Origin of the sequence: Paenibacillus lupini, assembly GCF_011761355.1 — a bacterium.
Lineage (GTDB): Bacteria > Bacillota > Bacilli > Paenibacillales > Paenibacillaceae > Pristimantibacillus > Pristimantibacillus lupini.
In genome coordinates this window covers 532810-546602 of the sequence record NZ_JAASRW010000002.1, presented here as the reverse complement: position 1 = coordinate 546602, position 13793 = coordinate 532810, and the positions used below count along the sequence as shown (strand labels likewise).

14 protein-coding genes, 1 tRNA gene, 1 pseudogene and 1 riboswitch are annotated in these 13793 nt (G+C 45.9%); of the genes and pseudogenes, 3 read left to right on the top strand and 13 right to left on the bottom strand.

Translation table 11 applies throughout. From position 1 onward, the window contains the following. Positions 1-38: 38 nt before the first annotated feature. The 7 genes from FHS17_RS07975 to FHS17_RS07945 form a co-directional block, all read right to left on the bottom strand. The gene (locus FHS17_RS07975; RefSeq protein ID WP_167278191.1) at positions 39-779 is read right to left on the bottom strand and encodes a DUF6081 family protein; all 741 of its coding nucleotides are present in this window, start codon (positions 777-779) and stop codon (positions 39-41) included. A 41-nt stretch (positions 780-820) separates the two neighbouring features. Beyond that, entirely contained in the window at positions 821-1741 is a 921-nt protein-coding gene (locus FHS17_RS07970; RefSeq protein WP_243865240.1) for a prenyltransferase, read from the bottom strand. Between the two features lie 177 nt (positions 1742-1918). Then, positions 1919-2674, bottom strand: a complete 756-nt coding sequence (locus FHS17_RS07965; RefSeq protein WP_167277645.1) for a hypothetical protein — start codon at positions 2672-2674, stop codon at positions 1919-1921. After that, positions 2671-3369, bottom strand: a complete 699-nt coding sequence (locus FHS17_RS07960) for an ATP-binding cassette domain-containing protein (protein WP_167277643.1) — start codon at positions 3367-3369, stop codon at positions 2671-2673. The genes FHS17_RS07965 and FHS17_RS07960 overlap by 4 nt, the downstream gene beginning before the upstream one ends. A 4-nt stretch (positions 3370-3373) precedes the next feature. Further along, positions 3374-3769: a GntR family transcriptional regulator gene (locus tag FHS17_RS07955; protein WP_167277640.1), complete on the bottom strand. Its 396-nt coding sequence runs from the start codon at positions 3767-3769 to the stop codon at positions 3374-3376. A gap of 44 nt (positions 3770-3813) precedes the next feature. Next, entirely contained in the window at positions 3814-4572 is a 759-nt protein-coding gene (locus tag FHS17_RS07950; RefSeq protein WP_167277638.1) for a DUF2705 family protein, read from the bottom strand. Then, positions 4565-5518 (bottom strand): ABC transporter ATP-binding protein, encoded by a 954-nt coding sequence (locus FHS17_RS07945; protein ID WP_167277635.1) that lies wholly within the window; start codon positions 5516-5518, stop codon positions 4565-4567. Before FHS17_RS07945 ends, FHS17_RS07950 begins: the two co-directional genes overlap by 8 nt. 135 nt (positions 5519-5653) lie before the next feature. Between FHS17_RS07945 and FHS17_RS07940 the strand changes: the two genes are divergently transcribed. After that, on the top strand, positions 5654-6169 hold the full coding sequence (locus FHS17_RS07940; RefSeq protein ID WP_167277632.1) for a DUF6886 family protein: 516 nt from the start codon (positions 5654-5656) through the stop codon (positions 6167-6169). Between the two features lie 74 nt (positions 6170-6243). Here FHS17_RS07940 and FHS17_RS07935 read toward each other — a convergent pair whose 3' ends face one another. Beyond that, the gene (locus tag FHS17_RS07935) at positions 6244-8022 is read right to left on the bottom strand and encodes a methyl-accepting chemotaxis protein (protein WP_167277630.1); all 1779 of its coding nucleotides are present in this window, start codon (positions 8020-8022) and stop codon (positions 6244-6246) included. A gap of 89 nt (positions 8023-8111) precedes the next feature. After that, positions 8112-8198: riboswitch (cyclic di-GMP riboswitch) on the bottom strand. A 168-nt stretch (positions 8199-8366) separates the two neighbouring features. Here FHS17_RS07935 and FHS17_RS07930 point away from each other — a divergent pair. Both FHS17_RS07930 and FHS17_RS07925 read left to right on the top strand, forming a co-directional pair. Further along, on the top strand, positions 8367-8579 hold the full coding sequence (locus tag FHS17_RS07930; protein ID WP_167277627.1) for a YrzA family protein: 213 nt from the start codon (positions 8367-8369) through the stop codon (positions 8577-8579). Between the two features lie 79 nt (positions 8580-8658). Continuing rightward, a tRNA-Thr gene (locus FHS17_RS07925) sits at positions 8659-8734 on the top strand. Between the two features lie 90 nt (positions 8735-8824). Here the strand turns inward: FHS17_RS07925 and FHS17_RS07920 are convergent. The 5 genes and pseudogenes from FHS17_RS07920 to FHS17_RS07900 all read right to left on the bottom strand — a co-directional run bounded on the left by FHS17_RS07920 (position 8825) and on the right by FHS17_RS07900 (position 13766). Then, entirely contained in the window at positions 8825-10183 is a 1359-nt protein-coding gene (locus FHS17_RS07920; protein ID WP_167277624.1) for an aspartate aminotransferase family protein, read from the bottom strand. A gap of 33 nt (positions 10184-10216) precedes the next feature. Continuing rightward, positions 10217-11677: a CoA-acylating methylmalonate-semialdehyde dehydrogenase gene (locus FHS17_RS07915; RefSeq protein WP_167277621.1), complete on the bottom strand. Its 1461-nt coding sequence runs from the start codon at positions 11675-11677 to the stop codon at positions 10217-10219. Positions 11678-12098: 421 nt separating this feature from the next. Beyond that, on the bottom strand, positions 12099-12857 hold the full coding sequence (locus FHS17_RS07910) for a hypothetical protein (protein ID WP_167277618.1): 759 nt from the start codon (positions 12855-12857) through the stop codon (positions 12099-12101). Further along, positions 12854-13280: pseudogene (locus FHS17_RS31220) on the bottom strand (HIT family protein). The gene FHS17_RS07910 and the pseudogene FHS17_RS31220 overlap by 4 nt, the downstream one beginning before the upstream one ends. A 3-nt stretch (positions 13281-13283) precedes the next feature. After that, positions 13284-13766: an NUDIX hydrolase gene (locus tag FHS17_RS07900; RefSeq protein WP_167277616.1), complete on the bottom strand. Its 483-nt coding sequence runs from the start codon at positions 13764-13766 to the stop codon at positions 13284-13286. Positions 13767-13793 lie beyond the last annotated feature (27 nt).

Below are 13793 nucleotides of genomic sequence, written 5' to 3'. Positions count from 1 at the left end.
AAAGCCGCTCCATAAGGAACGGCTTTGATCTTAAAGCTTTATTCTTCAGTTTCTTCAGTAACTGTAATCGTAATAGGAGAATATTCCCCGATTACCGTCTGACCATGAACGGATACGCTGCCTTCCGGTGTTAAATCCTTCTCGGTCATGATGCCAAGAGCCACTGTAAACTGATTAAATTTCACTGGAATATTATGCTCTCTGCGAATTTCCACACCGTTAACATAGAAGACGATCTCGTCTTTCTCCCGATTGTATGTGATTTTATACGTATTAAACTCCCGTGGCTGGAACTCCGTTGATTCCTTAAACACACAGAAATATCTCGTTTTATCCGATTCCGGCACTGGAACTCCAGGGAAAGGTAATACAGCATACACACTTGCATACTTGTCATTGCCCGCGAAGAAATCAAGCGCTCCGCCCGTTGTAAAATCAAGCAGGTTCAAGGATGCGTATCCGTCATACAAGTCGCCAGGGGCTGTATTCTGCGAACGTGCGCGAATTTGCAGCTCGAAGCTGATCTCACCCTTCACCGGCACTTCAACGGGCTTCGCTGAATAATACATATGCTTGGCATTGTCGAGAATTTGAATCTTATCATGCTTACGGCTTAGCGGCGCGCGTACATAAAGAATGCCGTTGCGTACAATAACTACCGCATCCGGCTCGCGGTATTGCCAGAACGATCCGTCCGGCAGCGGGAAGCCGCCAATCGTCCATACTTTACCTTCATCCAGAATGGTATCGAAATCACCAAGAACCCATTGTTTACTCATCATCTATTCCCTCGACTTTCTATGCTGTATATGATCAAACCTTAGATTAGACCTTGAATCACTAACGCAATAATAAGAATTAACCCGCAGCGATTGGTCGCCTTAACGGATCCGCCCATAAGCGGCAAATAGGCATGCGATGGATTCTGCTCCTTCAACTTTCCGTAAACGGAATAGAGCGGAATAGCTGTCAGCACTGCAAGAAGCGCATACCAAGGCAATGCCCCTGCCAGAACACAGATAACGAGCGAAACATACGCCAGAACGAGCAGCCATCTTGAAAAGACCAGCGCCCGCTGTTCTCCCCATACCACGACAAGCGTCTTTTTGCCTGCCTGCTTGTCCCCTTGCCAGTGTAGAAAATGATGATTAAATAATATAAGAGTCGTCAACAGTCCGATCGGAAGCGACAGTAAAAGCGCCCGGTAATCAAGCTGCGATGATTGCACATAGTAAGCACCAGCTACGGGCAATATACCAAACGACAGCAAAATCGCCACTTCGCTATACCCTTTTCCCCGGTAACCAAAACGAATCGGAGGCGCAACATAGAAATAAGCAATCAAACCGCCAAGCCCTCCAAATACAATAACCGGCCAGCCGCTAATAATGGATAAAATAATGCCGCTGATTGCCGCAATACCAAATAACGACCACGTCACGGTTGCAAACAGGCCTATACTCCATGTTCCGTTCGTCAAATATCCGGAATTTGTAGAGATAGCCCCTTCTGCCTGCTTGGCAGCCTCATCTGTTCCGTTGTAGTAGTCCCACAAATCATTAATCATATTCGAGAACAAGTGAGCCGCTCCCGATCCTACTAATGTAAGCAGAAACAGCCAAAAGTTGAAGTTGCCATCCCATACAAACGCGCCAAGTGCGCCAAGTGCAACTGGAATGAGCATAACAGGTAGGACACGAATTCGTGATGCCTTCATAAATTGTTTCATGATGTTGTTCAAGCTGCTTTCCCTCTCCCTTCTCTATCATCCGTCCAATCCTAATCAACCCTAATTGAACCACTTTCGCCAAGCGAACGTCAACTGAAAGAATAGGGCGAAAGCATCAATTTCTGACAAAAAAAGAGCCTCTTCGGGTACTGAGACCCGAAAGAAGCTCTTTAAGAATGACTAGAATGGCTATCCATTCATTTGTACTTTCCGATTGATTAAATAGGTCATCACATAGATCAAGACAATCATTATAACTATCTCGAACACCAATGGTCCCCAGAAATTCGGAACTAACGTTTCCACTTTTACCTCAGCCGGTGTATTGCTAACCTGCTCGCTGACCGATTGAAAAAAATCATCTGTTGAAACGGACATTTGCGGGAACATGAGGTCCTCCAGCCATTGACAAATAACTTGGATAACAAAAAATGCAGCAACCCCAATCCAAACGCCTGCTTTTCCCGCAAATACCTTCGCAACTGTAATACTAAGAAAGATCATGACAATGAGCTGAGCCCCTGATACCAGCATCGCCCAGAAGCCTTTCTCTGCCAAAATATCCGACACAAGCAGTGCTCCTGTATCCAAAGTTACGCCAAGGGTAAGGAGATGAATAACACCAAGCACAACGATGACAATCAAGCTTGCCAGACCAAGCAATAAAGGCGACAAGACTGTATACAAAGCGGGAAGCGGAAGCAAGCGGCGATTGAAGTAACGCAGATTGCGTTCATAGGTCCTGCAGATCGTGACGCAGACAACCACAGACACCCCAAGATACAAGACAAACGAGAACACATAAAACAGCTCATTTGACCAATGATTTATTTGTCCTGTCACTGTTAGTGCAGCCTGAGCGATAATGAAGAGACATCCTACGACAAGCAAATAACTGGAGTTTCTTTTCCAATCATATTTTACGAGCTTCAGCAAATCCATCATTCAGCAAACACCTCTTTAAACAGCTCATCCACACTCTTGCCCCTGGTGAAGCGTATCGTCTCCACTTCCTCTTGAAGCACCACATTGCCGTTCTTAATAAAGATAACCTCATCAAAGATCCGTTCAATATCCCGCACCAAATGGGTTGAAATAACTAGACAGCTGTCCTCGTTATAGTATTTTACGATCGCGTCCAGAATCTTCTCCCGGGCAACAGGATCAACACCACCAATTGGCTCATCCAGCAAATAAAGCTTGGCATTGCGGGACAAAGCAAGCGTTAGCTGCATCCGGTCATTCATCCCTTTAGACAGCGTACTGATCTTATCCGATGGGTTCAGATTCATGAACTGCAGCATTTCATTTGCTTTCGCCTCGTCAAAGTCCGAGTAGAAATCCTGATAGAAGCCAATAGCGTCTTTTACACGCATCCAGGATTCCGTTAGCGGCTTATCAGGCATAAACGACGTCCACGCTTTTGTCCGCGGACCACTTGGCTCACCGCAGACAAGCAGTTGACCGGAGGATGGCTGCATGAGACCAGCCGCTATTTTCATCAGAGTACTTTTGCCGCTGCCATTGCTGCCGAGCAAACCAATAATTTTACCAGGCTGAATTTGAAAGGATACATCCCTGAGCGCATGCTTAGATCCGTAAGATTTCGTCACACCTGATAATTCCAAGATCGATTCCACGTTTCTATTCACTCCTGTCAGGATGTTTGTCTGATCCGCCGTCCTTCACGGCATCTGTTACGATAGCGATGATATCGTTCTTGTTAAAGCCAAGCTCCTTCATGCCCTGCACAAACCGTTCGAGCAGCTCGCCCGCCATCTCTTTCTTAATTAACATAATCGTCGACTCCTCGCTGGTCACAAATCGGCCAAGTCCTCGTCTTGTTTCTACAATGCCTTCCCGCTCCAGCTCCTGGAACGTACGTTGAATCGTATTCGGATTAATCTGAAGCTCAAGGGCAAGGTCCCGTACGGATTCAATTTTGTCGCCGGGGCTTAATTTACCGGTAATGATCTGCTTCTTCACATAATTCATAATTTGGATATAAATCGGCATATTGTTGTCAAATACGATTGTCACGGATGTTGATTCTCCTTTCCTTCGTCGGCCCGGAAACGCCTCGCTTATGCGATATCGCGCTTCTTAAATACGGCAAAGCTGACGGATAGGAACAGCGCCATATATACAAGCAGTATAACAATGGAAAATGCCATCGTCATCCCTTCAATCGGCGGCCCTTCTCCGTTATAGACCGACAGATCCGTATTGCTGAACAATAAATACTTCGTAATGGTATAGCGGGAGAGCAGCATAACAAGCAGACTTCCTACCATCATGGAGAAAATCCCGACACCAATTGATGCACCGTTCGACTTCGTCAAAATTCCGATCATAAAGGTCATGGTAACGAACACAATCGAATAGACTGCAAGGCTCGCGATATTGGTTAGGAAATCCGACCATGTAGACTCCCCAGCTCCACCGCCGTAAACGATATAGCCGGCAACAACAGCAAGCACGGCTGCAGTAAGAACCAAAGTAAGCGTATATACAACCGAAATGATATATTTGGATGCTAAAATTTTATTACGGCTTTGGGCCCGGATCAGGAGAAATTTAATCGTTCCGTAACGATGCTCTTGCGTAACGCTGCCCGCCGCTGCAAGGACTGCAAGAACCGGTACAAGCTGTCCCGCAGCCTGCAGCATGATTGTCCCTGTAGCGAAATCCACTGTCGAGTTAAGGCCATCAGGTGATAACTCATAGAAGGCGTAAGCCAATATACCAAATACAACCGCTAGAATCGCATACGCGACGAAAAATGATCTTTTCTTAGAGAGCTTCAGCCATTCGTTTACCAACAATCCAGTAAAATTACGCAATGCGGTTCCCTCCTGTCAGCTTCATAAATTCTTCTTCGAGTGTTTCACGAACTTCTTCAATTCGGTAAATCTCCACGCCTGCCGTTGACAGTTTGCCAACAAGGCCCGGGATTTGATCCTGTCTGAGCTGCAGGGTAATCCGATTCGTTAATGCATCAGCTCGTGCAATCGTTATATCCTCCATCAGATTGATTAACTCCTGTGCACGCTCTGCATTTCCTACTTGAAGCGAAATAGACAGAAGCTTTTGTGTAGGAGTCTCAGATTCACCAAGTGAACGAATCGTAACCAGCTTGCCTTCCTGAATGACAACAATCCGGCTGCACATCAGTTCAATCTCGCTCAGCAAATGACTGGAGACCAATATCGCTATGCCCTCTGCTTCGGCGATCTGTTTCAAATACTCACGCATCTCTCTAATCCCGGCTGGATCCAGACCGTTTGTTGGCTCATCCAAAATCAGCAGTTTGGGCTCATGCAGTAGCGCTTGTGCGATACCAAGCCGTTGACGCATGCCAAGGGAATAAGCCTTCACACGTTTACCCAGCGCATCCTGCATCCCAACAAGTCTTGTCACTTCCGCGATCCGAGCTTCTGTCACACCTGCGGTCATCCGTTTATACTGCATCAAATTATCGTAACCGGTCATATACGGATAAAACTCCGGGTTCTCTATAATCCCTCCGACATGACTGATAGCCTGCTCGAAGTTTGTACGCACGCTTTGTCCGCAAATCCGTACATCCCCGCTTGTCATTCCAATCAAGCCCACGATCATTCGCATCGTTGTTGTCTTACCTGCCCCGTTTGGACCAAGCAGGCCTACCACTTCACCCTTCGCAATATCAAAGGACAAACCATCAACAATCGCTTTGCCGCCAATCTTTTTCGTTAAGCCATCCAACTGAAGCACAATCGATGGATTTGATATTTTAGCTGTTTTCATCTCGCAGCTCCTTTTGTATTAGTGTTATAGTTGAATAGTACACTAGGTCATTAGTATTGTAAAGAGGTTTTTTGAAAAAATTATCCATTTCCTCTAGAATAGAAAAGCATCTCGATTCGGATCGGAGGTTTTACGATGAGATTGTTTCATTTTAGCGAGGAATGTTCGATTGAACGTTTTGTCCCCAGGGTAAAGGCGAACCGCACCAATATGCCTCCTGTCGTCTGGGCGATTGATGAGGAGCATGAATTCACCTTCTTTTTCCCAAGGAAATGCCCGAGAATTGTGTACACGAGATCAGAAGGCTTAACTGAAGCAGATAACCATTTGTTCTTTGGTCTCACTTCCTGCAATATCGTCATTACGGTGGAGACAGGCTGGTACGATCGAATTAAGAAAGTTTCCATATACCGTTATGAGCTGCCTGCTGAGTCTTTTCAATTGTTTGATGAAACAGCCGGCTATTACATCTCCACGGAGACGATAACTCCACTATCGGTGCAGACACTTACTAATCCACTGGACCTATTGATGGCGAGAGATATCGAGGTTCGATTCACCTCTAATCTACATCCATTGCGAGAAGCTATTTTGCAATCATCCCTTACCGATTTCGGCATACACCAATTTAATCAAGCAAGTGCTCAATAAAACGTCAAAAAGGCTGTTCTCCCATCACGATTAACTGGGAAAACAGCCTTTTGATTTAGCTTTGAAAAGAAATATTACACTTTAAAGATTGCAGCTTTCTCTTTCAGCTCACGAGAAGATTGCTGCAGGTTTTGCGCCATCCCTTGCAGGTTGTCAGAGATATCATTCTGCTCAACGGACAAGTGACCCATTTGCTCCATCTTGCCGTTCACCTCGGAGGAGGTATGAAGCAGCTTGTCCACTGCGGTTACGATGTGGGTGATGCCTGTTGTGATCTCGTTAATAGCTGTCGAGATTTCACTTACCTGCTCAGATAACGTATGGCTTTGCTTCTCCAGTCCCTTGAACACATCACTTGCCGAGATGGAAGCCTGCTTCGTGGAGAAGATCACTTCTGCGAAAGCCCCCATACTCTTGCTGCTTGATGCCACGTCCTCTTGAATGAGCAGCATTTCCTTCGAAATATTTTTCGAGATCAAATCGGTTTGACCCGACAGCTTGCGAATCTCTTCAGCAACTACTGCAAAACCTCTGCCATGTTCCCCAGCGCGTGCTGATTCAATCGACGCATTCAGTGATAACAGATTGGTCTGCGTATTCACATCCTGGATATTACTAAGAAACTTCGAGACATTACTATATCGTTCTGTAATCCGGTTGAAGGCTTCCGTCACCTGGTTAAATTGCTCCACCGTCTGGTTAACCATCTGAACGACACCTTCCATATCAACCGAACCTGTATGGGAATCATCCTTCATTTGCTGCATGTCTTTATTGATGTAGTCGCTTGAAGCCGCAATTTCCTGCGAGCTTGCCGAGATTTGCTCGGTAACTGCCGAGATTGAGGTTGCATCATCAAATTGGGAGAGCAATACGGCTGTACCCAGATCGATTTGCCCTTTTACTTGCTCGGAAGCCGTACGGTTGCGGCCAATCATCTCACCCATCTGGTTCGACATTTGAAGAACGGTCTGGCTGACGCTAAGTGTTGCTTTTACCGTAGCTTTCAAATTATCACCCATGGCTGCAAGTGAGCGATCAATATCGCCAAATTCATCTTTTCGGTCCAGCGATTTATCATATGTAAAATCATTATGCTGATAGGCATTAATACGCCCCATAATCCCTTGAAGACCGGCTTTAATACTTCTTACTAATCCAATTGTGAACAGGAACGGAATAACCGCCAAGATCAGAACGTTAATAAGAATAATCATATTAGCTGTATCAACACTGTCGGACAATTTCTTATCCGTTTGCGCCGCATCAACCGTAATCCGCGCATTCACATTCTGATTCGCAAATTCCAGCTCGTTCAAATAAATATTTACGAGTCTAAGTACAAGTGCTGATTTCATTTCAGCAGTCAAATTTTCGAACTCCGTTACATTAGAGCTCTTCAAATCGTTATACGCGATCTCATAGATGTTACCTTGTCCAATATAATTCTGCTGTTCTTCTTCTGCCGGGAACATTTTGTCCAGTTTCTCGAACGTTTTCTTCAAATGCTCCAGCTGACCAGGCATGTCCGCCAGACGTTCTTTCGGATCTACCACCGCAGATGCTGTGCTGTCATTGTTGTTCTCAATCGAGTTAATCATTAAGAGCAGCGTCTGAAGCAGCGTATTGGATATCCCCTCATACTCGCGCTGCGCACTCGTTAATGTATTTGTTTCTTTTACAGCATGCGATACCGATAGGTTCTGCGTGTAAATAAATACACCAGCCACTACGTTAAAGAAAGTGATAATACTGGTTAACAGGAGTAATCTGACTCCTATCTTCCGTCTGCCTCCCAAAACCCGTTTGCTTGATCCCAGCCATTGTAACGCTTTTCTAACCCGTTCCTTCATCCTCGTCTCTCCTCGCTGTCACTGAATAAACAAAATAAGCTATCCGGCCAAAGACGGGCGGATAGCTGGTTAAGGCACTATGTCCTGCATCCGGCGGTCTGGCAACCATCGCTATATCCAGCATTAGGCCCATAACTTTGCGTCCTTGCCTTTCGGAAAGTTTGCCTTTTTCAGTGTAATTACGACTATTTTCGACACAGGCACTAGTTTAGGATAAATCTACCTTTTTGTAAAACAAAAAATGGTTCTATTGCCATCCCTCTATTACTATCGGCTCAACTCTTTGAAACCATTAGTAATAACGGTATAATAGATTCAGCTTACATTGACAGGAGACGTGCAGGATGGAGTTTCGTTTAGATCTGATTGAAGATAAAGTTGAGTTTTTTGAAGCAGGCGATTTGCGTACACTGGAGCTCAGGATTGACCAGCAAATTGAGAATAATAAAGCTCTGCTGCTGCAAGTTCATCAAGTCCAGCATCATGCTGTATTTAATCCAAATACAGGGAAAATGCAGTACAGTGCAGTCGTTCATTTCAAGGCAAAAAAACATTAAAAACTTTTTTAAAAAAAGGGGTTGCATAATCAGTACAAGCTGTGGCATAATACGTTTTGTGCCCGATACAAAACAATATGCCGGTGTAGCTCAGTTGGTAGAGCAACTGACTTGTAATCAGTAGGTCGTGGGTTCGACTCCTATCGCCGGCACCATCTTTTTTTTCCGGGACGTAGCTCAGCTTGGTAGAGCACCATAGAGCAAACGCAGGAAGCTTGATAGCAATCAGGCTTTTTTTGTTTTTCCTAAACTTTAAAATTTGCAAAAACTTCCTTTAACGTTTCGATAATAAAGGTGACATCCTCATCGGTAGATGACAACGGCGGACTGATCGTAAGCACATTATTGTAGCCTGCGACGGTATCGCCGTTTTTGCCGATTATTAACCCCTTCGCCTTACACTCTCCAATGATTCGAACGACGCCGGCAAGCGGATATGGCTCCTTCGTTTGCTTATCACTTACGAGCTCAATCCCCATTAAGAATCCAAAGCTTCGGATATCCCCTACAATCGGATGCTCCAGCAGCACCGAGAGCTCCTCCGTTAACCTTTCACCCAGCGCTGCAGACCGTTCGACCAGCTGTTCCCGCTCCAAAATCTCCAGATTCGCTAGAGCTAGTGCACAGGATGCCGGTGAACCGCCGAAAGTATTCAGATGTCGGAAATGACTGTACATCTCTTTCCCTTTAAATGCTTCATAAATGTCTTTACGCACCGCTGTGACCGACAAAGGAAGATAGCCGCTCGTCAGGCCTTTCGCCATCGTAACAATATCCGGCTTAATACCGTAATTCATATGACCAAACTTCCGGCCGGAACGTCCAAATCCGCAGATCACCTCATCCATGATAAGGAGAACACCATACTTTGTGCAAATATCCCGCACTTTCTCCAGATAAATCGGCTCCGGAACGATCACTCCACCACCTGTGATAGCCGGTTCCATAATGACTGCCGCTATGGTCTCCTGGCCTTCCCAATGAATGGTCTCCTCGATATCGAGCGCACATTGCAGGTTAAACTGTTCAACGGTCATTCCCTCGGGGCGACGGTAGCTGTCAGGTGGACGAACATGGAGGAAGCCTCCGGCAAGTGGTTCATACATATACTTGCGCTGAGCTTGCCCGGTTGCGGCAAGGGCCCCCATCGAATTGCCATGATACGCCCGGTAGCGGGAGATGAATTTGTAACGGCTTGGAGCACCGGATTGCTCAAAATATTGCCTTGCGATCTTGAACGCCACTTCATTGGCATCGGAGCCGCTGTTGGAGTAGAAGATGATATACTCATCCTCCAGCCATTCATTAAGCTTCTCCGCAAGCCTGATCGCAGGAACATGGCTTTGTGTCAGCGGATAATAAGACAAGGATTTAAGCTGCTCGTAGGCTGCGCGAGCGAGCTCTTCTCTGCCGTAGCCAACATTCACGCACCAGAGTCCCGACATCCCATCCAAATAGCGATTTCCCCGGTTATCGGTAATCCACGAGCCTTTCCCTTCCGTAACAACCATGGGAGGTGCCTGTTCATTATAAGGTGTCATAGCATGCCATACATACTGGCGATCCTTCGCGATCAGATCTGCCTCTTCTTGATTAATCGACATGACTACACTCTCCTCTCCTTCAGCCATTTATTATTAATAACGGGCGGTCACCATTTTCTTGCGCGTATAAAACTCTACGCCATCCCGGCCATTAGCATGAAGATCTCCATAGAAGGAATTCTTGTATCCCGAGAATGGGAAAAAGGCCATCGGCGCGGGCACACCTAGATTGATCCCCAGCATCCCTGCATCAATCTTCTCACGGAACTGGCGAATCGCCTTCGCACTGTCCGTATACAGACAGGCGCCATTCGCGAAGTCCGACTGATTGCTGACCTCAATTGCTTCTTGCAGGGACGCCGCTCGAACGATCGCAAGTACTGGCGCGAATAACTCTTCCTTCCAAATTGTCATGCCTGGGTCTACATGATCAAAAATGGTTGGTCCGATAAAATAACCTTCTTCGGCAACTATATCCAGTCGTCCGTCTCGCAAAAGCTGTGCACCTTCTTTTACCCCCAGCTCAATATAGCCAATCGTTCTGTCCTTATTCTCCTGTCTGATCACAGGACCAAGGAATACGTCTTCCTCTAAACCGTTACCGATCTTGATTTGGTCTGCTGTTTCAACGAGCTTCTGCTGCAGCTTATCTGCCGCATCACCAACGGCAACCACAACGGAGCAGGCCATACAACGCTCGCCGGCTGAACCAAAAGCTGCAGCAATAATATTCGTCACTGCAAGCTCCATATCTGCGTCAGGCATCACGATGGAATGATTCTTTGCACCAGCGAGCGCTTGCACACGTTTGCCATACGAGGTAGCGGCCTTGTACACATACTCCGCGACCGGCTGTGAGCCAACAAAGGAGATCGCTTTTACTTGTTTATTTTGGAGCAGCCCGTTCACCACATCACGTGCGCCATGCACGATGTTCAGTACACCATCCGGCAAACCCGCTTCCTTGAATAACTCCGCCAGACGGTTCGCCAGGATTGGCGTACGCTCAGATGGCTTCAAGACGAACGTATTACCGCATGCAATTGCAAGTGGAAACATCCAGCAGGGCACCATCATCGGGAAGTTAAACGGCGTTATACCGCCTACGACACCAAGCGGATAACGATACATGCCTGATTCTATGCCCGTAGCAATATCGGGCAGCTGGCTTCCCATCATTAAGGTTGGAGCTCCCGCTGCGAATTCAACGCACTCAATACCACGTTGCACTTCACCATGTGCTTCCGTGTAGCTTTTACCGTTTTCCGTAGTGATGATCCGGGCTAGTTCGTCCCATTTCTCAATGAGCAGCTGCTGATATTTGAAGAGAACCCGCGCTCTCCTAGGCACAGCAGCCTCCCGCCACTCCTCGAACGCGAGCTGAGCAGCTTGGACTGCACGGTCAACATCCTCCTGCCCCGAGTACGGAACTCGTGCAATGACCTCTCCTGTAGCAGGATTCGGAACGTCTTCATAACGGCCGCTTTCTGGCTCTACCCATTCTCCGTTGATATAGTTCAGAACCGTAACGACTGCTGACTGAGACTGCGACAAAATGGACCACCTGCCTTTCCTTCCACTTATTATCTATGTCTAGTATAGAGCCCGATATTACCGTTTTCATTAGACATAATGTCACGAAGTGAAGAGGCTTTTTCAACCTGATCGTCACAAACTACGTATTCGAATGTTCTTCCGATCGCCATTGCTCGGGGATTCCTTTGAATCAACAAGGTAAGGTTGGAATCTCCGAGCAAAAGCGAACGCTTCAAGCTTTCTGAAAGAAAGCTACTTCGTAAGCATAAACTAACGCTTCTCCAGAATCATTCGAATAGCTCCGTCTACCTTAAAATCGTCATTTATTATAAATCTAAATAAATAACAATCAAAAAAAGCGGTCATATAGTTTTAGGCAACTATATCACCACTCCTGAAACTTTTTAATTTACGAAATATCTTCCTCTTTATGAGAGGCTCATTGCATACTTTTATAAAAATGTAGAGCTTCTGAAAGCATTGTTTTATCGTAACCAGTCTTGTTATGGATTCGAGTGCACCATTGTTTAATATCTTCAGTTGCGGGCTCTTCATATAATCCTTGAGTTGTGCTTAAGACGCTGCTCCAGTTATAAAATTCCCAATGAGCGATTTCATCTTTGAAAGGAATTCTGCATTCTAATAAAGGCCGTTGCTTAATCGTATTCTGGGAGATCTCTGCAGCTTTCCATAGGTCTGTAATTGCAATCGGTGTTGTAACAAAATCCTGCTGGCTCATTTTCCCGTTTGGTCGATGGTATTGTACCTTAAGTACGTTTCCTTCAGCATTTACTTGGATTTCGGCAGCCGGGAAAAATCCTCGTAATTTATCCGTATGAAAATCCTCACAATCAGAATCAATTAGAACAGGATTTAGCCATTGATCCCCTAGATCACAAAAATAACGGTAGCCGTGTTCACTCTTTGCAATAACTGCCACATGTGCATCCGGCGTCCCTAAATCATGACCAACTGGAAAAGCTTCAATCCCCTCTTGTTCAAACTCATCGAGCAGCCATAAAGAGAGGTCAAAGCAATTGCCTGTTATCCCATATTGCTCGCGATGTTCCTTCATCAGAGAAACATCTCTTTGTTTACTTGCTGTATTTTGCTGATAGTACCAGGCTTTTGTTAACGTCTCCATCGGAAAATGATCAAATTTTCTCCATACCTTTAAAATTTCTTCAGGAGCATTCATACACGGGTCTCCTTCGTTAAGACTTGAAGAATACGATCTCTCGTCTTCTGCAAATGTCTCTCAGCTCCATGAGGCTGAAGAGGCTCGCTCCATGAGAAGCCATCCCCCTTATATCTCGGAATTAGATGCATATGGTAATGCATCAAATCGTTAAAGATGCCGCCATTCTGGCAGATGGTGATGCCATCCGGATGGAATACTTCCTTCAAGGCGACTGATACCTTCTTGGATGCATCCATGATGGCATTACGCGGTGTTCGAGTCAAGCTCCTCTATATCGAGATAATGCTGCTTGGGGAGAATTAAGACATGACCCTCATTAAACGGTCCGATATCAAGCACACAAGTTACAAATTCATTTTCATAAATAAGGTTTAAGTCCGGTTCAATTCCATTCGCGATGCGGCAGCCTAAACAATCCATGTGCTATATCCTCCTATCATGTCTTATATCAAATTGTGGTTTCGTTACATACTCCAAGTAAGGGATTGAGCCGTCAAAATCCAAATAAGCCTGGTACCTTGTCTGAATGGCAGGCGAATGGATCAATTCAAGCACCTTTTCCTTCTGAACCCAGCGGACTTCCGACGTTTCTTCAGATGTCCGTAAGAGGCCGCCGATTGGACGGCATACAAAATCCAGCATCAGCTTTGTTGGAACATCGGTTACCCCGTCATGCCACTTATACATGCCAGTATTGGAATACACGCCAATCAAGTGTGAGACAATGCAGTCGATTCCACTCTCTTCCTGAATTTCACGCATAAGCGCATCGGTTAAATTTTCGCCAGCTTCTACTTGACCGCCAGGGAATACCCAGCCATTATGCTGCGTCTTCACAAGCAATATTTCACCTTGCACATTCTCTACAAATCCACCAACCGCTACAATATGAGTGGGCATCGCCATAGATTGGACCTCCATACAATGGATTAG

Coding starts and splice junctions, on each gene's coding strand:
- FHS17_RS07910 (WP_167277618.1), bottom strand. CDS start 12,857: ATGAATGCTCCTGAAGAAATTTTAAAGGTATGGAGAAAATTTGATCAT.
- FHS17_RS07900 (WP_167277616.1), bottom strand. CDS start 13,766: ATGGCGATGCCCACTCATATTGTAGCGGTTGGTGGATTTGTAGAGAAT.
- FHS17_RS07940 (WP_167277632.1), top strand. CDS start 5,654: ATGAGATTGTTTCATTTTAGCGAGGAATGTTCGATTGAACGTTTTGTC.
- FHS17_RS07945 (WP_167277635.1), bottom strand. CDS start 5,518: ATGAAAACAGCTAAAATATCAAATCCATCGATTGTGCTTCAGTTGGAT.
- FHS17_RS07965 (WP_167277645.1), bottom strand. CDS start 2,674: ATGATGGATTTGCTGAAGCTCGTAAAATATGATTGGAAAAGAAACTCC.
- FHS17_RS07935 (WP_167277630.1), bottom strand. CDS start 8,022: ATGAAGGAACGGGTTAGAAAAGCGTTACAATGGCTGGGATCAAGCAAA.
- FHS17_RS07930 (WP_167277627.1), top strand. CDS start 8,367: ATGGAGTTTCGTTTAGATCTGATTGAAGATAAAGTTGAGTTTTTTGAA.
- FHS17_RS07920 (WP_167277624.1), bottom strand. CDS start 10,183: ATGTCGATTAATCAAGAAGAGGCAGATCTGATCGCGAAGGATCGCCAG.
- FHS17_RS07975 (WP_167278191.1), bottom strand. CDS start 779: ATGAGTAAACAATGGGTTCTTGGTGATTTCGATACCATTCTGGATGAA.